19 protein-coding genes are annotated in these 19,660 nt (G+C 46.8%); 8 read left to right on the forward strand and 11 right to left on the reverse strand.

Annotation, left to right across the window (positions count from 1 at the left end; all coding sequences use genetic code 11):
• The 10 genes from FLS37_RS03310 to tssA form a co-directional block, all read right to left on the reverse strand.
• Positions 1-390, reverse strand: a 390-nt coding sequence (locus FLS37_RS03310; RefSeq protein WP_255446412.1) for a contractile injection system protein, VgrG/Pvc8 family, incomplete at its 3' end; no start/stop codon positions are given.
• Positions 391-392: 2 nt separating this feature from the next.
• Positions 393-917: a hypothetical protein gene (locus FLS37_RS03315; RefSeq protein ID WP_157314513.1), complete on the reverse strand. Its 525-nt coding sequence runs from the start codon at positions 915-917 to the stop codon at positions 393-395.
• A complete protein-coding gene (locus tag FLS37_RS03320) occupies positions 907-1,614 on the reverse strand; it encodes a hypothetical protein (RefSeq protein WP_157314514.1) in 708 nt (235 codons plus the stop codon). The genes FLS37_RS03315 and FLS37_RS03320 overlap by 11 nt, the downstream gene beginning before the upstream one ends.
• 29 nt (positions 1,615-1,643) lie before the next feature.
• Positions 1,644-2,444, reverse strand: a complete 801-nt coding sequence (locus tag FLS37_RS03325) for a type VI secretion system accessory protein TagJ (RefSeq protein WP_157314515.1) — start codon at positions 2,442-2,444, stop codon at positions 1,644-1,646.
• Between the two features lie 169 nt (positions 2,445-2,613).
• A complete protein-coding gene (locus tag FLS37_RS03330) occupies positions 2,614-3,117 on the reverse strand; it encodes a hypothetical protein (protein ID WP_157314516.1) in 504 nt (167 codons plus the stop codon).
• 166 nt (positions 3,118-3,283) lie between these two features.
• Positions 3,284-3,667: a CHAP domain-containing protein gene (locus FLS37_RS03335; protein WP_157314517.1), complete on the reverse strand. Its 384-nt coding sequence runs from the start codon at positions 3,665-3,667 to the stop codon at positions 3,284-3,286.
• Between the two features lie 55 nt (positions 3,668-3,722).
• On the reverse strand, positions 3,723-4,208 hold the full coding sequence (locus FLS37_RS03340) for a type VI secretion system tube protein Hcp (RefSeq protein ID WP_157314518.1): 486 nt from the start codon (positions 4,206-4,208) through the stop codon (positions 3,723-3,725).
• A 487-nt stretch (positions 4,209-4,695) separates the two neighbouring features.
• Complete coding sequence (tssC, locus tag FLS37_RS03345; protein WP_157314519.1) at positions 4,696-6,204, reverse strand: type VI secretion system contractile sheath large subunit; 1,509 nt, start codon at positions 6,202-6,204, stop codon at positions 4,696-4,698.
• A 22-nt stretch (positions 6,205-6,226) separates the two neighbouring features.
• Complete coding sequence (tssB, locus tag FLS37_RS03350) at positions 6,227-6,745, reverse strand: type VI secretion system contractile sheath small subunit (protein ID WP_157314520.1); 519 nt, start codon at positions 6,743-6,745, stop codon at positions 6,227-6,229.
• A 27-nt stretch (positions 6,746-6,772) separates the two neighbouring features.
• A complete protein-coding gene (gene tssA / locus FLS37_RS03355) occupies positions 6,773-7,768 on the reverse strand; it encodes a type VI secretion system protein TssA (protein WP_157314521.1) in 996 nt (331 codons plus the stop codon).
• Positions 7,769-7,957: 189 nt separating this feature from the next.
• Between tssA and tssJ the strand changes: the two genes are divergently transcribed.
• From tssJ to tssG, 8 genes are read left to right on the forward strand one after another with little or no spacing between them, the layout of a single operon-like run.
• Entirely contained in the window at positions 7,958-8,632 is a 675-nt protein-coding gene (gene tssJ, locus FLS37_RS03360) for a type VI secretion system lipoprotein TssJ (RefSeq protein WP_157314522.1), read from the forward strand.
• A 39-nt stretch (positions 8,633-8,671) separates the two neighbouring features.
• Positions 8,672-9,997: a type VI secretion system baseplate subunit TssK gene (gene tssK, locus FLS37_RS03365; protein ID WP_157314523.1), complete on the forward strand. Its 1,326-nt coding sequence runs from the start codon at positions 8,672-8,674 to the stop codon at positions 9,995-9,997.
• A gap of 40 nt (positions 9,998-10,037) precedes the next feature.
• On the forward strand, positions 10,038-11,294 hold the full coding sequence (gene tssL / locus FLS37_RS03370) for a type VI secretion system protein TssL, long form (protein ID WP_157314524.1): 1,257 nt from the start codon (positions 10,038-10,040) through the stop codon (positions 11,292-11,294).
• 20 nt (positions 11,295-11,314) lie between these two features.
• Positions 11,315-14,911 (forward strand): type VI secretion system membrane subunit TssM, encoded by a 3,597-nt coding sequence (gene tssM / locus FLS37_RS03375; protein ID WP_157314525.1) that lies wholly within the window; start codon positions 11,315-11,317, stop codon positions 14,909-14,911.
• A gap of 8 nt (positions 14,912-14,919) precedes the next feature.
• Complete coding sequence (tagF, locus tag FLS37_RS03380) at positions 14,920-15,600, forward strand: type VI secretion system-associated protein TagF (RefSeq protein WP_157314526.1); 681 nt, start codon at positions 14,920-14,922, stop codon at positions 15,598-15,600.
• Positions 15,601-15,613: 13 nt separating this feature from the next.
• A complete protein-coding gene (locus FLS37_RS03385; protein ID WP_157314527.1) occupies positions 15,614-16,105 on the forward strand; it encodes a type VI secretion system baseplate subunit TssE in 492 nt (163 codons plus the stop codon).
• The gene (gene tssF, locus FLS37_RS03390) at positions 16,102-17,970 is read left to right on the forward strand and encodes a type VI secretion system baseplate subunit TssF (protein WP_157314528.1); all 1,869 of its coding nucleotides are present in this window, start codon (positions 16,102-16,104) and stop codon (positions 17,968-17,970) included. Before FLS37_RS03385 ends, tssF begins: the two co-directional genes overlap by 4 nt.
• Positions 17,967-18,944 carry a type VI secretion system baseplate subunit TssG gene (gene tssG / locus FLS37_RS03395; protein ID WP_157314529.1) on the forward strand — a complete coding sequence of 326 codons (978 nt, stop codon included), beginning with the start codon at positions 17,967-17,969 and terminating at the stop codon, positions 18,942-18,944. Before tssF ends, tssG begins: the two co-directional genes overlap by 4 nt.
• Before the next feature lie 25 nt (positions 18,945-18,969).
• Here the strand turns inward: tssG and FLS37_RS03400 are convergent, their stop codons facing one another.
• A complete protein-coding gene (locus FLS37_RS03400) occupies positions 18,970-19,605 on the reverse strand; it encodes an FHA domain-containing protein (protein ID WP_157314530.1) in 636 nt (211 codons plus the stop codon).
• Between the last annotated feature and the right edge of the window lie 55 nt (positions 19,606-19,660).

Genomic DNA, 19,660 nt, shown 5'->3' on the forward strand with positions numbered 1-19,660 from the left:
AAAACGGGCAATGCCATGATCAGCGAACACCTGCTTGACGATGTCCAGCGTGCTGAGCTTCTGGAATACCTTCCAGTCGGCACTGCGGGTGAGAAACCACAGCCAGGGGCGCAGCTCGGCCTCATAGCGGTAATACTGGCCTTCCTCGCCAGAGAGCACCATGCTGGCGACGTACTGGTGGACATGGCGCACCCCGCCCTTGGGCAGATCGATCTCGATGGTGACCGGATGGCCCACCAGCTGATCCAGCGGCAGATTGGCACTGGGGGAGAGCGCCACGAGCTGGTAATGGCTGATATTGCTAAGCAGCTCGGTGCCCGCCAGATTACGGAAAAACAGCTGGGTTTCGGGTAAAGGGCTGCGCAGGCGGAAGGTACGGGTGCTGAACATGATTAACCTCGGGAATGCGGCAGCCAGCTTTGCTGGCTAGCAGATTGAGATGGCGTGGCTACTGAGCCGTTATTACGCCAGAATGGGTACACTTCGATAGGGAGAGCCATGGTGGGGCCCATGAAGAAAAACAGCCCGAGATAGATGCCAGGCACTGCCCAGAGAGATCCAAACGGCTCACCCCCATCCAGCAATGGTACTAGTAGAAACATCAAGCCGATCAAGAGAGGTAGTAGCCAGAATGGCAGACCTATCAGCAGGCTAAGGCCCAGCCAGCCGCCGCTTTGTGTACGGGCACGCCAGCTAGCCAGTGCTTTTAGTAGCAATATTCCGCTAATAATTAGCCCAATGGTGAGTAGTAGCTGCTGGTTTGTGTCTTCGCGCCTGGATAGTTCTCCCCCTGCAATCAGGCTGCTAGCGGTGATGAAAACGCCGTACAGTGTGCAGAGCAAGGTATCCAGCAACAAGACCCGTCGTAAACGTGTTGCCTCTGGGTTGTCCATTTCAATTTCGAGCTTAGAAAACATTCATGCGCACCCGATTCAGAATGGGGTCTACTTTGCCGCTGGTTTCATTGACTGAAAACTGTTCGGCAAAGTCGAGAATGCTGTTAAATTCACGCGCAATCAGTTTGCCTAGCCAGAGCCCGCGCTTATTCTGGCCGCTCCAGTACTGCTTGACCGGATTAAAGGTCTGACCTGAATAGCTGCTACTCATGGTTTGCCAGACTTTGCGCAGATCGCTGATGCTTTCCATGGCTTCAATCGCTCCGAGCGTGTCGCTGGCTACTTTGGCTGTACTGGCTAAGGGTTTGATGCCGGTCCACAAAGCGTACATGCTGGGGCTGTTAATAAACTGGCGCTCCAGTGCATAGGCCACCTCAACATATTCAATGTCGTAATACAGCGGGATGCGCGGATCGCGGAATTCGGTGTCTTCAATTTTGCTATCGCCCGATTTACCTCCGCCAATTACTGGATGATGCGTGATATGCAGATTGCCCCGGATTAATTCGCCCGCATCAATCACATCGCGGACAAAGCGCACTGTGCCTTTTTGGCGTTCATACATGCCCAGCTCTTTGAGCGCATCGCACAATGTCTTGTAGCCGAAGTGGCGTTGGCCTTGTTTTAAATCGAACCCGACGGGTTGCGGATTGGCGCCTTGCCCCAGCAAAGTGAGCGTGCGGGCATAGTCGCAGGCCATACCGATAGGGTCTGCCATGCCCCAGGGCAACGGTGAGCGGGGGCAACTCATTGATCGGCAGCCTTGCTGTTAGTGTCAAAGCCCAGCAACACGATGGACAATAGATTGAAGTCTTCACCATCGCTTGCCAGCATGCGCTGCCCCTGACCATGCCAGCTGCTGTGCGGATGTTCGATCCAACGAGTAGCACGGCAAAGTGCATGCTGATCATCTGCGCTTTCTGATCCAGGGTAGCGAGCCGGAATCAGGGCTGGCAGCTCTTCGCCTGCATGTGTGGTGATGATGGACTGACGCCAAATCAGGTCAAACAAGGTCTGTGGTGGGAAAAAGCGTATTTGAGTTAGCATTTCTGGTGCCAGCCAGTGGTAATCGCCGTCGATGATGGCCTCGAAGGCCGGGCCCATGCGCGGGTCGGCATCCGCCAGCCAGGCAAATGGCTGGCCGTCAATTTCACCACTAATCGCAGGCGCTTCATGGCATGCCTGTTGTCTTTGTCCTTGGGCTGCGGCCGTATTTTGTTGTTGTTCCAGTTGCAGCGCATTGGCCAGACGAGGTAGCCAATCTGGCGTGTTGAGCAAGTAGTGAGGCGCAGCAAGGCCAGTAAACACTTTTAAACGCATCTGTTCACCACGAATCGCACCGCCATAGGTTTGAGTAAACCGAGCATAGGCTTGATCAGCTTTTTGCAGATGTTCGATTTGCAAATGAGCACGCTCCCATTGACCATTGACACAAAGTAGCTGGGTTAGCGCGATCCGGTGCTGCGGATCTGATGGTGCATTGCGTACGCGATCCTGAATCTCGGTAAGTTGCTCGGCGAGAGATTGTGGTGAAAGAATGGTTGTCATTTTTGAATTCTGGGCAGTCGAAGTAATGTGTATAAACCGTTTTTGATAGCTTCTTGCATTTTTGTAGTTTTAAATTGATCTGTATCGAGGTTTCTAATGAACCGAATGTTTAAGGTGTTTTTATTTTTATAAAAGGCTGTGTGGGTTTTTATTAAATTAGAACCACAACTTAGTCACCATTGCACCAGCCGCAACCTAGGGCGAATGTTGATTTGTTAATTATCGTAAGTCCGATAGTTGCAGGACACTCTGTGCCCGTTGGATGATTGGTATAGTCGCCAATTCTTGCTTCTGACTGGTCTTTACTTAATTTAAGTGCACTTATTACTTTTTGCGGATTACCTTTGAATACGCTATACACAGTGGCATTAAAATTTCTGATCGTATTCTCAAATGCCAGATTAACTGTATGGCTACGTGCCCCGTACAGGCGGAGCTCGTGCTTGGTTTTAATTGCTATTTTTTCGTCGTAGCCCTCTTGCTGATTGTTGCTAATCATTAATCCAGCGCTTGGGGTTCGGGCAATCTCTCTGATCAAATCTGCGGGCGAATCATGCTGGCAAGTCAGTGCGTCAAGCAGTTTTTTCTCTACCGTGATTTGATCTGCTACAGCATGTGATGTAATGCCGAAAAAGATAAAAATAGTAATAAGACAACAGCCGACTTTAGACATTATTTCTTCTCAATATCACTGGGGCTCCTTGTGGCATAATGATTCAATCTTTTACGTGTTGATCACAGCACAAAAGTGAACAGTATGACTGGCAAGGAGTGGGTATAATGAATTTTCACCGGGGCAGGATGGTTTATTCATTATATTAAATAGTTCATGTCAATACTTAGTTAGCGTATTGATAAACAGTATAACTTGGTTTGTTTTTCCTATAGCTGCTGCCAGGCCAGAAATCACGTTGTTTGAAATCAGAAATCCATTGCTGACCATCATAAATTTGAATGTGACCATGCGGGTTGCCATCAAAACCCTGCAAAATGGCAACATCTCCTGCAGAAAATCCATCTTGTGGTTTTGAATTGGCTGGCAAGCTGGTAAATCCGGCTGTTTTCAAACTATTGCCATAATCTTTTGCCGAATTATGTCTTGATAAAACAAGCCCACCAGCTTCAATGGCCTCACGAACGTAGCGGGCACATCGGCCTGCCGATTGTGCTTTTGCATTATCTTGAGCGTGCTTGACTGCAACTTCTTTATTCCAGGTACTCATCCCTAACTCCTGCTCGATCAGTAGAAGGGGGAAATTCCCCCTTTCTGGATCTTGATTAAACCTTTTTGTTTGCTTTGATATCGTATTCGGTAACGATTGCGCCGCCTTTGGCCGAACCATCTGCACCTTGTGGCTGGTATTCGATCTTCACTTTCGAGAATGCCAAGCCCACGGTTTCAATCAAACCACCGCCATTGTTGCTACCACTAGGTTGCACATTGGTCACCATCACATCAGTCATGGTCACTTTGTAGAATTCAAGTGGCTTTTCACCGGCTTTGCGTACGGTCAATACCGCTTTAGGGATGTGTTTACCACTCATACAAACCTGCATCAGGATCGGGCTGGCTTTGTCCACGCTGTGTGTAAAGACCAGATCATCCACTGATACCTTGCCTGCGCCGCCACCAGTACCTGCATGCATGCTTGCGCCTTGGCTCATGCCCCAGTCCAAGGTCAGCAGCTCGATTTCATTGGTGTGCGTGCTATCAAGCGATTCGCCTTCAATGCCATCGATTTTCAGGAACATATCATTTGCCATTATTACTTCTCCGTATTATGTGGCTGCGCCACTGGTTCAATAGATTGATAAGCATTCATTCTCCGGTGGCCAAAACGACCGGCTCGTTTTATCACTGAAGCAGGGAGTGAAAGCTCATCGGAATATCAAGAAACAAGCTTGCTTATTCAATGCAAGGCTTCGCTGGCAAACCTGCAACTATGAAATTCAATTCAGTTTCAATCGACTACTCATTTCGAACGCTTACTTCGCAATGGTAACAAATTTACTTGATTATTAATTAGTTTGTAGTGTGATTGATTTCACATGTAAGTAATTTGGCGTGTGGCGGCTTACTGAGGAAAGGAACGGTGAGTTATATCTTGGTCAAATTTAGATGTATATCCTTGTATTCATTGCTAAAAAAGGGCTGTAGCTATATACCCATTGAAAATGTTTCTACTCAGTGCTGGTAATTCTGCCTGTGCAACACGGGGAAGTTCCACAGGCAGTGATTTAGCAATGCTGATTACGCACCACCTTCCTTGATCGATGGCAGCTTGGAAACCAGGCGCAGTGATACGGTCAGGCCTTCCAGCTGGTAGTGCGGGCGCAGGAAGAACTTCGAGGTGTAGTAGCCCGGGTTGCCTTCGACTTCCTCCACATGCACTTCGGCGGCGGCCAGCGGCTTCTCGGCCTTCACCGATTCGGAGGAGTTTTCCGGATCGCCATCGACGTACTGCAGCACCCAGTCGTTCAGCCAGCGCTGCATTTCGTCGCGGCTCTTGAAGGAGCCGATCTTGTCGCGCACGATGCACTTCAGGTAGTGGGCGAAGCGGCATACCGAGAACAGGTAGGGCAGGCGCGCGGCCAGGTTGGCGTTGGCGGTAGCATCCGGGTCGACGTATTCCTGCGGCTTTTGCAGCGACTGCGCGCCGATGAAGGCAGCCATGTCGGAATTTTTGCGGTGCAGGAGCGGCATGAAGCCGTTCTTGGCCAGCTCGGCTTCGCGACGGTCGGAAATGGCGATTTCGGTGGGGCACTTCAGGTCCACGCCACCATCGTCGGACGGGAAGGTGTGGCAGGGCAGGTTGTCGACCGCGCCGCCGGATTCCACGCCGCGGATGCGTGAGCACCAGCCGTAGTACTTGAACGAGCGGTTGATGTTCACGGCCATCGCGTAGGCCGAATTCGCCCAGCTGTAGCGTTCGTGGGCGGCGCCGGCGGTGTCTTCCTCGAAATCGAATTCATCGACCGGATTGGTATTCACACCATAAGGCAGGCGGGCGAGGAAGCGCGGCATGGCCAGACCGATGTAGCGCGCGTCGTCCGACTCGCGCAGCGAGCGCCAGGCGGCGTATTCCGGCGTCTGGAAAATCTTGGTCAGATCGCGCGGGTTGGCTAGCTCCTGCCAAGATTCCATCTGCATCACCGAGGGCGAGGCGCCGGCAATGAAGGGGCAGTGCGAGGCGGCAGCGGTGCGGGCGATTTCGCGCAGCAGCTCGACATCGACCGGGGTGTGGTCGAAGTGGTAGTCGCCCACCAGGCAGCCAAACGGCTCGCCGCCGAACTGGCCGTATTCCTCTTCGTAAATGCGCTTGAAGAAGGGGCTTTGATCCCAGGCGGTGCCCTTGTAGCGGCGCAGGTTGCGGTGCAGTTCGGTCTTGGAAATGCTCAGCACCTTGATCTTCAGCATCTCGTCCATTTCGGTGTTGGTGACGAGATAGTGCAGGCCGCGCCAGGCCGATTCCAGCTGCTGGTAGTCGGGGTGGTGGATGACTTCATTGAGCTGGGCGGACAGCTTGCGGTCCAGCTCGCCGATCATTCCTTCGATGGTGCGTACGGCATCCGAGCTGATCAGGCCGGTCTGGCCCAGCGCCTGAGCGGCCAGGGTGCGCACGGCTTCTTCGACGGCAGAGCGGGCTTCATCAGACTTAGGGCGGAATTCCTGCTGTAGCAGGCGGGTAAAGTCGTTGTCCGCCTCCAAAGTGACGGTAGTGTTACTCTGCTGGGCGTGATCGAGTAATTCTTGATTCATTTATCGGGTCTCCGTACAGGTATCAAGCCTGATCTTCCTGCTTGGGAGCACTGGATAGCGCTGCCAGCAAGGTGGGGTCATTGAGTAGCTCGGTAATCAGTTTTTCCGCGCCATTTTTGCCGTCCATGTAGGTCAGCAGATTGGAGAGTTGCTGGCGAGCTTCTAGCAGTTTGCGCAGCGGTTCGATTTGCATGGCGGTTTGGGCTGGGCTGAAATCGTCCATGCTTTCGAAGGTCAAATCGACGCTAATTTCGCCTTCGCCAGTTAACTTGTTGGCTACACGGAAAGCCGTACTTGGCTTGAGTGATTTCATTCTGCTGTCAAAATTGTCGACATCGATTTCCATGAACTTGCGGTCAGCAAGTGCTGGCAAATTTTCTGCCGATTTACCCGCCAAATCCGAAAGCACGCCCATTACGAATGGGAGCTGAATTTTTTTGTCCGAACCATATACTTCAACGTCATATTCGATCTGGACGCGGGGCGCTCGATTACGCGCAATAAATTTCTGACCACTGTTTCCGGTGGAGGGTCTAGCCATTTTTTTGTCCTCTTTGATGGTACTGGGTTAACGATTCAATCCGGCAAGATGCTCTATCTGCGAAACACCGTCCGGGTTGAGTTCATTCATCAATTGGAGAAAATCCATTGATAGTATTTTTTGTGCGCGACGGAGCAATAGCGGTGCGGGGTTGCTTGGCTCATGTTTTGCGAGGTAGTCACACATCAGATCTATCTGCTGCACGATGTCAGCACGACTTTGGATTTGACCACTAGCTGCTCTGATTGTGGATTCAGCAATAATCGGTTGGGCTTGCGTGGTGTCAACCTGCTGATCACCTGTGACTGGGGCGGGTGCCTCATTGGGCAAGTGATGGAGGACTACCCGAAGAAGCTGTTGCAGATTTTCTGTAACTGAGCTGTGCGTGGAAATGTGGTTTTCTAAAATGTCATCAATGCGCTGGCAGCAGGCGATGCATTCATTCAGGGTTCGGCTCAAGGCCTTTGCGGCATCAGGTTGCGCCTGAATATGCTGCTGTAATTCACCGAGTTGCAATTTTGAATGCTGATGGGCGGTATGTAGCTGCTCTATATCTATGATCCGGATCACATCATGACCGCGTAATGGTAAGACTGGTGTGAGCCTCAACTGACGCAAAAGAAAGTCATTATCGTTAATTGCACCCAAGGCATTCAGCCTGAAAGTGCTATCACCGTCTTCCAGTTCAGGGTGTAGGTGCCACCAATACTTTGTAAGTAATTGTTCGATGAGGCCTAAAGAGGGGAGTAGTAAATCCAAACCCTCGGTTGCAATCAGACTGCGTGTGAAGACCGTCACTAGACGCAGATCTTTAGATTGCTGTATAAGGCTGACACATTGCTGTCGAGCTTTGATCCAGTCAGGCTCAATTGCTGGAATGATAGTGTCGCCAAATTGTTGTTCTGGGGTACCTTGAACTAGTGCCTCGAGAGAGAAAAACTCAGCGCTGTATTCAAGGTTTATGCCGCATGGGTGCTCGCTATTACTTGTTTCTGCCAGAGCTAAAATTTCATCTGAGTTCATGATTTTAAAAGTTAATTTGTATTCTGATTGTCGTGTTTACAGGTTTTTTTACTGATTGGCAATAGTATCGAATATTAGTGTTTTCTTCTGATTTGCTGACTATTGCCTTGATGCAATATTGTGATTAGACTTTAATAAAGTCAAGTGTAAGCAAGGTAGCTTTTAATTGATTAACATAAAGGTGTTTTTGTGCGTAGTTTTGTTGTGATTACAATTGCATGTTTGCTATTGAGCGCTTGTGCTAGCCGTCCTCAAAACATGGATGTGCTGGTCGTTGCTGATTCTGCGGTGAATCCAGATTCAAATGGCAGACCATCACCTGTAATTATGAAGCTATATCAAATGAAAGGTGATAGGGCTTTCAAGTCTGCCGATTATTTCCAGCTTGGTCAGTCAACTGAGCCTTTTTCGCCAGAGATTCTAAGTATTGAAGAGTTGATTTTGCAACCGAGTGATGTGACTCGCTTCACACGGCCAATTTCAACAGAGGCCAAATATTTGGCTACTTTTGTTGCTTTTCGTGATGTGGATTCATCGCGCTGGCGAAATGCCGGTGAGGTTGGCGATGTTCGGACTTTCGAAATCCCATTTGTTAATTGGGGCTACCGCCAAAATTTGGCATTGCTGGTCGAAGTGGCGCCGGCAAAAGTTAAATTGAGCTCACCACCTTCTACTGCCGTACTCACTGCTGTCGAGGCAGCATCAAAAGCCGGTCGCTTAGCTAGTGTTTTGCCTGCGTCGCTTGGATCAAGGGCCTCGGCAGCTGTAGAGAAAGCTGCTTCGCAGGCCGCAGCTCAAGGTGAGCAGATGGTGAAAGAGAAAACCAAAGACGCACTTCTAAAAAAATTGCCTAGCTTGCGTTAAGGCTGAGCTTCTGATTCCCGGGATTTAAAAGATTTAAACATGATTAACAATCGCGTCGTGTGGAGTGAAGGGCTGTTTATCCAGCAGCAGCACTTCCAGCAGCTGGATCGCTCAATAGATTATCGCTTTAGTCGTGTAGCAGCTCTGGGGACAGAATGGTTCTGGGGATTTTCTGCTCTGGAACTGGATTCCGGTATGGCTGAAGTTGGAAAAATCGGTTTGCGCCGAGCAGCAGGGGTGCTTAAAGATGGCTCCGTTTTTTCATTTCCAGACAATCTTGAATTACCTGATCCAGTGGATGTACCTGCCGATGTTCGTGATGAACTGATTTATCTGGCGATTCCTTTGAGTATTGAAGGGCGTGCTACGCATGCTTATTTGGGAGCCGAAAAACATGCCGCCCGATATCGTGTAAAAGATCTCTCAATCAGTGATGTGTTTGATGCTCAACTCGCCGTTGATATTGCGCTGGCTGAAGAAAACTACCAATTACTACTTGCGCGAGATATGAGCGCGGAGTTCATTGGGCTTCCTGTGGCTAGTGTGGTAGAGAAACTGGTTGATGGTCGTCTGCAGCTTGATGCTGCATTTATTCCTCCTTTGCTCAATTGTCAGCATCCGTTAGTGCGTCAATGCCAGCACGAGTTACTTGGCATGTTTCGCCAACGTGGCGTAATGATTGCAGAAGGGATTTCGGTTGAGCGGGGTTCGGGTGCGGCGGATGTGACCGAATTTATGATGCTTCAAACTGTAAATCGGCATTTGCCATTCCTAGAGCAACAACTTCAACGTCCAGCACTACCATTTTCGGATTTTTATTTCTATTGCCAGCACATGCTGGGGGATTTGCGTGTATTTTTGCCCGCAAAACGCCTGCTGGATAATGTGCCTTTATATCAGCATGAACAACCGCATTTATGCCTGTTGCAAATCATGAAGCAGCTGCGTGAATTGCTTACCTTGGTGATTGACCAGTCAGCAGTTCGAATCGATTTGCAAGAACGTCAGCTAGGGGTGCGAATTGCGATTATGTCCGATAACACTCTCTATGGTACTTCACGATTTGTGCTTGCGGTTAAAGCTGATATTGCAAGTGAAGTAGTACGGAATCGTCTGCCATCCCAGATTAAAGTTGGCCCTGTTGAGAAAATCCGTGAGCTTGTAAATCTGCATCTGCCGGGAGTCGCCATTTCCAATTTACCTGTTGCACCACCACAAATTCCATTTCATGCGGGATTTTGCTATTTCGAATTCGATCAAAGTAGCGATTTTTGGCGTCCATTACCCAATTCTGGTGGTTTGGCCATGCATATAGCGGGTGAATTCCCCGGGCTTCAAATCGAGCTCTGGATGATCCGATCCTGATTTAAATTTAAATTATTCAAAGAATACTGAGGAGGGAAGAGTGACTGATGCGGTAATCAAGGCTAAAGGCTCGCAAGAGTCTTGGGCACAGCTATTTGGTGGTGTTCAGTCTACTGGGCATGTTGACGTGCATCAATTTGATGTACGAGCAGCAGAAAGCCTAGCTTTTGGCCTCAATCCAATAGTTTCTGCGGCTGGCGAGCTGTTGTATACAGGACTTCAATTGCGTAACGCCAAAGAAGCTTGTGATCTTGCGCTATTGCAACAACTACTCATCGCTAAAATTGGCGAGTTTGAAGAAGCAATGCGCATTCGGGGTGTTCGCCACGAGCATGTGATTGGTGCACGTTATGTCATGTGCACTTTTCTGGATGAGATTGTTGCTAGCTCTTCGTGGGGTGGGTCATGGTCTGCTACCTCGTTACTAGTTCACTTTCATAAAGAGACTTGGGGTGGCGAGAAATTCTTTCAGCTGCTTGAGCGTTTGAAAGAGTCTGCAAACGAAAGTCGTGATTTGCTTGAATTAATGTATATCTGCATGAGCTATGGTTTTGCTGGCCGTTATCTGGTTCTGGATGGTGGTATGCAGCAGCATGAGGTCATTCGAAAAAACTTGGGGGAGTTATTACGAACTTTACGGCCCTCTGCAAACAGCGAGATGGCAAGCCAATGGCAAGGGGTTTCAAAACAAAATAAAAGATCGGTGGTGATTGTCCCAATTTGGGTTGCTGCTGTATTGCTTTCCGTCGCGACCTTGCTGTTATACCTCTTTCTATCATTACGATTAAATCAATTTTCCGATCCAGTTTTTGGAAGCATTCAAAGCTTACGCGTTAAATCGAGTGGTGAAGCTATTCCGGCGAAGGAGGCACGTTTCTCACGATTTTTGGAGCGGGAAGTTAGGGAGGGTCTGGTAAGCGTAGCTGACTATGAAGACCGATCAGTTGTGACCATTTTAGGGGACAGTTCATTTAGCTCCGGCAGCGCCGATGTTTTGCCTGTTGTTCAGCCTGTACTGCAGCGGATTGGGCTCGAACTTAAAAAATACCCTGGTGCCGTAGTCATTAATGGACATACGGACAATCAGCCTATTAGCAATTTACGTTTCCCATCGAACTGGCAGCTTTCCAAAGCACGTGCAGAGTCAGTAGCCGCTATATTGGCTTCAGATATAGGCAACGGGCGTATCGAGGTAAAAGGAAGTGCCGACTCAGAATCTGTGGCTGACAATTCAACAGCAATTGGGCGGGCCAAAAATCGGCGGGTTGAAATTACCGTATTCATTACCAACAAATAAGCAGATTCAGGTATTCGAAAATGAGCAGGCTATTTCGTATTTTTTCAAGTTCATGGTTTTGGTCGGCATTAGGCTTAATATGTTTAAGCTTATTGATCTGGTGGGTAGGTCCGTTAGTGAAAGTTGCGCAGTGGGCACCATTTGCGTCAGATTGGATGCGCATTATTGCATTGCTTGTAATTTGGGGTGCATATTTTGGCTCTTTATTGTTCACATTATACCGTGAGCGTAAAGCACAGAAAGAGCTTGAGCAAGGCATGCAAAGTGATGAGACCACTGCCATTAGCGAGGCCTCTACCGCTTTAACACAGCGCTTCAGTGAAGCTCTTGAAGTCCTTCGGCAAGTCCGTCCGGAGGATGAGCAAGGCTGGCTATCTCGCATTCTCGGGCGGTTGGATCGCCAAGCTCACCTATACCGCTTGCCCTGGTTTATGGTGCTTGGAGCACCTGGCAGCGGAAAAACAACGGTACTGCAAAACTCAGGCTTGAAATTTCCGCTTGGTAGCGATGCTATTGATGGGATTGGCGGGACTCGCAATTGCAAATGGTTGTTCGCTGATCAGGCTGTTCTGTTGGATTTGGCAGGTCGATATACAACGCATGAAAGTGATCGGCAGCAGGATTCTGCTGAGTGGGGACATTTCCTCAAATTATTGAAACGTACACGAGTGAATCAGCCAATTAATGGTGTACTGGTGACGATCTCAGCAGATTCTTTGATTAAAGGACAGCGGGCAGATCTTGAAAATCAAGCAAACTCGGTGCGCCAACGCATTCAGGAACTGCAACAAGTATTGAGCCTTGAAGTGCCTGTCTATCTCTTAGTTACGAAGTGCGATTTGATTAATGGATTTACTGAATATTTTGAATCGCTAACTGCTGAAGAGCGCCAGCAGGTGTGGGGGTTTACATTACCTTTGCCAACTGGCGAAAAAGAACAAGTTGCAATTTCTGCTATTTCAGGTCACGTGGACAGCCTGCTAAATGGACTGCAGTGTATGCTGATCGGCAAATTGCAAAAAGAAGCAGAAGTTCTACGGCGTTCAGTCGTGGGGGGGTTTCCACAATCTTTTCATACCGTCCGCCAATCATTAATTGATTTCGCTGAAGCTGCATTTAGTCAAAATCCTTACCAGCCACGAGTACTTTTCCGAGGTTTGTATTTAACCAGTGCAGCCCAACAAGGCGAAGCTATTGATCCGCTGTTCGGTGCTATTCCGCAAGGCCTTGGTATTAAACAATCCTTTGCGAAATTATTAGGTCCACAAATGGTTTTTCGCCCATACTTTCTTACTCGTCTATTTAGTGAGTTGATTCTGGGTGAAAGCCATTTAGCTGGTCGAAATATTAATTGGTATCGTAAACGTACTTTAACTAGAACTCTGGGTTACGTATCACTATCAGTGGTTTCTTTGATTGCTTTTGGGGGGATAACTCTGAGCTATCAGCAAAATAAAAGCTACGTAGAAACAGTAAATGCTAAGGTGCCAGATGCTCAAAGCGATATCGAGCAGGTTAAAGTGACCGGCGATATGAATCTGGCCGAAATTTTACCAGCCTTAAATAGCGTAATGCGCATCGCAGACCCAATTGGCGATAGCAGTAGTATCAATATGCTTGGTTTGGGACAGCACGAAAAATTAAAATCAGCATCCAATAGCGCATATGAACGTATGCTGCAAGATACACTGCTGACTTATATAAATCACCGTCTTGAGTTGGGGTTGGATACATATCGAAATGATCCGGATATGCTTTATGAAACATTAAAAATGTATCTTATGCTTCATGATCCAAAGCATTACGATGAGGCAAATCTACGTGCCTGGGTTATGATGGATTGGGAAAATCATCTTGCCGGTTCATCGACAATCGAGCAGCGTAAACAACTTGAAATGCACTTTAATAATTTGCTTTCCAAGGGGGTTGTGCAGAGTAAAGTTCCGCTAAATAATGACCTAGTGAAAGAAATACGCACAATTATTTCTGCTAGTTCATTATCACAACGGGTCTATGGTCGGATTAAGCGAATGGGGGTTGCAGACAATCTACCACCATTCCGTCTTAGTGAAGTAGCTGGTCCTTCAGCCGCATCTATATTCGTTCGGGCAAGCGGTGCTCCAATTAGTCAAGGCGTACCAGGGTTGTACACTGCAGATGGCTATTCGAAGGCATTTTTGCCTGCGCTTGATCCAACGCTAAAAGAATTGCAGAGTGAAGAGCCGTGGGTGCTGGGTATTGCTACAGCGGAACATAGCCTCAAAGAAAGTCTTTCCGGGACAGATGATTACGCGCAGAATAAATTACAAGTCAAACAATTGTATTTGAATGAATATGCAGGAGTCTGGGAACGATATGTAAATGACATCCGGATAGCACCAAGTTCAAACCTACAACAAAGTATACATCTGGCACGTTTGCTATCTGCCCCAGATTCACCGATGCTGTATTTTCTGCGGGGCGTCACGCGCGAAACTTCCTTAGTCGCATTAAGTGAGGCGAATATTTCAATATCAGCTGAAGCGTTAGCCAAATCAGCGGCAACAAATGCAGTGCAGGCACAAAAAGATAAATTGCAGAGACTAGTGAATGCACCTGTATTGCAACGGCCCGCACAACAAATAGTTAGTAAACCGGAATATATTGTTGATAGTCGTTTTACTAGCATCCACCGCATGGTGAACTCACCAGGCCAAGGTATTCCTGCACCCATTGATTCGACTTTGATTCTGTTAAATGATTTATACAATCATTTGTCAGCAACCGAAGTTGCTATACAGTCAAAAGGAGCTTTGCCACAAAGCGATGTGCCAGTGCGCCTTAAAGCTGAAGCTCAGCGTATGCCTGTTCCGATCAACGATATGTTGCAGACGCTATCTGATGTCAGCGTGCGCCATGCACAAGGCGAGGCAAGAATTAATTTATCTGCGCTCATTGAAAATACATTGGGTGAAGCATGCTCGCAAATTATAGACAAACGCTATCCATTTAATCGCACAGGCATTCAGGAGGTCAAACGTGATGATTTTCAGAAGTATTTTTCTCCAGGTGGAATCCTTGATAATTTTTTCCAAAAAAATTTAGCGCAAGAAGTTGATATGGCTGGAAAAATTTGGAAATTGAAAACAGCCACTGCAAACGAGGCTAAAGGGCAAACATCTACTTCTTTAACTGAATTCCAGCGTGCGGATACGATTCGTACTATTTTTTTTAATAGTGGAATTAATTCTCAGGTGAGATTTACGATAAAGCCAGTTGAAATGGGGGCAAATGTCATTCAATCGGTATTAGATGTTGATGGGCAAATATTGCGTTATCGTCATGACGCAATTGTGCCCATGCAGATGAGCTGGCCTGGAAAAAGTACAGGTCAGGTTCGCTTGAGCTTAACATCGATAAAAGGCGATGACCTTGGCAGTATTACACACGAAGGAGATTGGGCTCTGTGGCGAGCGATTGATCGTGGCATTGTTGAAAAAACAGACCGCCCTGAGGCTATTCGTGTCACGTTTAAAATCCAGGATCATTACGTCAAATATGAAATTGTTGCATCTACAGCACAAAATCCATTTACTTTAGCAGAGATGAGCAGGTTCCGCTGTCCTACAAACATATAGTCACCTTAATGGAAAAGATTGCTTTTTTTGGTAAGATCCCTACATCTGCTGAATTTACAAGTCGAGGTTTGAATTGTGAGATCAGTGATTTACTAACTAAATGGATTGACAGTCAGTTAATCTACAATAGGTCAAATTTCATTAACGAAAGTAATAATGATAAACGGGTGTGGCGTTTTTATATTTCACCTGAGTTAATGAATGGTGTCGGTTTGATGGGTGTTATGTTACGTAGTCGGGATTCTGTAGGACGTGACTATCCTTTCTTATTGGTTCATGAGGCATCTGCAGATTTACTTATTCAAGCAGATTTGACAGGTTGGTTTGATCGAATTGCAGAGATCGCTATTGGTGTAGTGCTTAATTGCCTAAGTAGACAACAGTTAGAATTACTATTGGAAAGACAGCCAGTGTTGATGGAAGTCCGCAACAGAGAAGACACCTTGCTGACACGAAAAATAGTCAGTGAATGGAGTGCAACCTCTTGTGGAGTACCCCATACTTTGCCAACAACTTCTGCGATTTCTTTTTTTGCGTGCAACTTAGCTGCACTTGGCATTGAACGTTTGTTTGTGGGTAATTCTATTTGGTGGCGAAACTCAAGTAGTAGTAGTGATTGCACTGAATTTGTTCACGTACCACGGCTTCCACAGGCCAACGATTTTCAAAATCTTGATTCGCCATGGTAATTAATGCAATCTCATGAAAAATAATTTATTCAGCACAACAGTATGGGATCGATTGGTCTCTGAGCCCGGCGCATTGAATAATGAGAACATGTGCCCAGCAGATAAGGCAAAATTACTGGCAAACGTTTCAGCCGATTTGAATGCTTTGCTGAATGCAATTTCTGCCGTAGACGTGTTTGAGTGCCCTTTACAGAATGTCGCTGAATCTGTACTGGCTTTTGGATTTCCTTGTGTCAGCGGTAAAAGTCTATCGTCTGTGCATGTAAAACAGATTAAAAGCTGGATTGAAGAAAGTATTGTGCGTTTTGAGCCTAGAATTTTGCCTGATTCAATATCTGTTGTGCCGTTGATTGAAAGCCGTCATTCACATCACCAGTACTTAGCTTATGGAATTCGTGGGCTAGTTCATTCGACTCCATACCCTGTTGAGTTGGAGTTGCAAACTAGACTGGATTTGGATAATGGGCGTTTCGCCTTGGTTGACATGGGCGCAGGATCAGCATGAACGAACGATTTCTTGAGCTTTATAATCAGGAATTGCGTCACTTGCGCGATATGGGGAAGGAGTTTTCTCGGCAATATCCAGATATCGCAGGGCATTTAGGTGATAGCAGTCAAGTTGTTGACCCTTATGTTGAGCGGTTGTTGGAGGGGTTTGCCTTTTTATCTTCTCGCGTTCAACTTAAGCAGGAAGCCGCATTTCCTGAGTTCACGAATAGTTTACTCAGTTGTGCTTACCCACACTGGAATAAACAGACTCCGTCATGTGCAATTATTGGATTTACACCAGACAAAACATCTACTGGCCTACATGATGGTTTTACTATACCGCGTGGAGCCAGGCTGTTGACCCAGCCAGTGCCTGGTATCGACATTTCTTGCGAGTTTGTGACTGCTTTTGACGTTCGTGTATGGCCGATTAAAATAACTGATGCACAGTACATTGTAGGTGAGTCAATTTATGGTGGGCCCGTCGGTACCAAATCGACATTACTAATTAAATTGCAATCCTATCCCGGGGCTGATTTTCGGCGTATGTCGATTAATAGCTTGGATTTCTTCTCCGCGGGGGATGATTCCATTTCGACTAAATTGTGCGAGCTCGTTGTCGGTCATCAACTAGGGGTGTCAGTGCTAACTGATTCTCATAGTCGGAATGGCTCGAGTTTTTTTCTTGGTACTGATGCCATTAAATCAAAAGGATTTGCAGAAAATGAGACATTACTTCCTGCAGATTCTCGAACCTTCTCAGGTTATCGATTGTTGCAAGAGTATTTTAGTTTCCCATATAAATTCCGCTATTTCACCTTGTCTCATGCACAATTAGTTACTGCTATTCAAAGTAGCGCATCTGCCGATCAGGTCACAATTGCAATTCATCTTGGGTTTAATGATCCCTCACTTGCGAGCATGGTCTCCAATGAGAGTTTACGTTTATTTACGTCTCCTGTCATTAACTTGTTCAAACATCGGATGGATCGGATATTAGTTGATGATATGCAGACTGAGTATCATATGGTCGTCGATCGTAGAAAACCACTGGCTTACGAAATATATGATGCGACAGTGATTGAAGGTTTTGGCCGTGATTTTTCGGAAGTAAATACTTTTACACCTCTATTTGCGGGGGCTGCCAGTACGCACTGGCAAACTTCAACGGCCTTTTTTTCATTACGCCGTCAGCCACGACTGGTAAATGAAAATAAACCAATCTCATCATTTGTTGCAAATTATCAATTTAGCGAGGTTTTTCTTTCTGTTGTAGATCGAAATAATGCGCCGCTGCGTCCTGATGTTCGCCAGTTTGGTGGAGAAATACTTGTCACTAATGGCCCCTTTCCAATTTTGAGCCCGAGGGATGGTGTGCGAGATTTGACTCTGGTTGAATCGGCTCCATTAGAGTCCATACACTTTGTAGTTCCGCCTTCTGAACCAGCGGCAGCGGTTTCAGAAGGAGAAACACCTTGGCGCTTGATCAATCAGCTCTCACTTAATTATTTATATTTGAATGATCAAGATGAGGCTGGCGCAGTCAATGCATTGAAGAATTTGTTGATGTTATATGCCCGATTTGGGCGAAACCGACATTTGGCGCACGCACAAAGTTTATCTGCGATGCGCACTAGAGTTGTCACTCGACGGTACCCGGAACCTGGGCCTATCACCTATAGCAAAGGGCTGTCGGTTGATATCTGTCTTGATGACATTGCTTTTGCTGGCGCAAGCAGTTTTGTATTCGGGTTAGTATTGCGTGAATTCCTGCTGCAATTTGTTCAGCTTAATGCATTTGTCGAGTTTCGCCTATCTACACAAAATAGGGGGCAGATTAAGGTCTGGCCTGCTCAGGTTGGCAGTAGAGGCTTGCTGTGATTCATTCACTCATTCGCGATTCTGCACAGCGCCAAAATTTATTTGCAGTGATGCGCTGGGTAGATGCAAATAATCCTGATAAGCCCCTTCTGGGGCGAAGCCAACGTACACATGAAGATGCCGTGCGCTTGGCTCATCAGCCCGACATGGCCTTTGCCGCAACTGAAATCAGTGCAATTGAAATACACCCTGTTATGGGGGTTCCTGTAATTCGTCATTTTTCAAATGGATTATTTGGGCCAAATGGTCCATTGCCACTGCATTTGACAGAACAGGTCTGGGACAAACTACATAATCATGCAGACAGGAGGTTGCGTGATTTCGCGGACATCTTTCATCATAGGATGCAATGCTTACTGTATCGAGCCTGGGCTGATGTTCAGCCAGTAATTGCACTAGATCGAGATGACAATCAATTATTTGCTGCGCGGGTTGCTGCAATTGCCGGCTATGCGGGTGAAGAGTTAGAAGGCCGTGATGCGTTGCCTGACTATTTTAAAATTCGACATGCAGGACAGTTTTGTAGGAATGTCCGTAGCACTCACGAATTGCAGGTATTACTGCGACAACTACTTAATATTCCGGTAAAGCTAACTGAAAACTGTTTCCAGTTTTTACATCTTGATGCTGAACAATACACTGCCCTAGGGAAAAGCAACAGTAACCTAGGGCAAAGCATGGTGTTGGGCAAGAGAGTACCTGATGTTCAATTTGGATTTTCGATTTTACTAGGTCCAATGCTGCAAAGCGAATACGATCAACTCGATCCAGAGTCTATCTCTTTGCAGCGTATAAATTCACTCGTCAGAAACTGGATTGGGCTTCATTACAACTGGCGCATTCAGCTCGAAGTGCTTACAACTACTGCTCGAAAATTCAAACTAGGTCAAGGTGTGCGGCTTGGTTTTGATAGCTGGTTACTGCCTAAGACAGATTGTAAGGCTGCTTTAAGTGGTATTACTTATGCGAATTGAAATATTTGCAATTCGTCAGAGTTTATTATTTCTTGATTCCAAACAATGCATCGATTGCATCATCTGCAGTGATGTAGCCGTGATGAGTATTGCGAGACTGTGCAAAATGAATGGGGCTTACCTGCTCAGCTTGAGATAGGGCATGCAAGGGGTCTAGATAACTGGGTGAGCTCATCGTATTTACAGTGCTATTTAGAGAAAATAATTGATCTAACTCACTTGTTTTTTGTGCCCGAGGCAGATTGCTGTGAGTCGCTACCCTAGCAGTAGTTGAAAGTGGTATCGAATAATGATCTGTAAATGGCAAAAAATCATAAGGGATATGTTGTGTAGGCATCGGAGTAAGTCCAACTTCCAGCTCGCACATTTTTATTAGCTGAGTACTGATACGTAGCATATCACCGGCATGAAGCTCACTACTTTCGCCAAAACCAAGTGCCTTACCATTTAGCCATACAGGTGTGAATTCGCCCTGATCAGTAATTATTAATTGACCATTGTTATCGCTGATCACAGCGTGAATTGAAGAAATTGCACCTGTATCAGGTAACTGGAAGTCACAGTTTAATGAGGTACCCATGCTGAAATTCTGTTTTGAAATCTGAATTGGCGGCTGATTTACAGTCGACTCGCCCTGAGTCGTAAGCAACTGAAGATACATCACATCACCCCTGAATTAGAAAATTTGGGATAATTCTAACATGCAATATAGAGTG

The sequence above is a fragment of the Chitinibacter sp. GC72 genome (assembly GCF_009760905.1).
GTDB lineage: Bacteria > Pseudomonadota > Gammaproteobacteria > Burkholderiales > Chitinibacteraceae > Chitinibacter.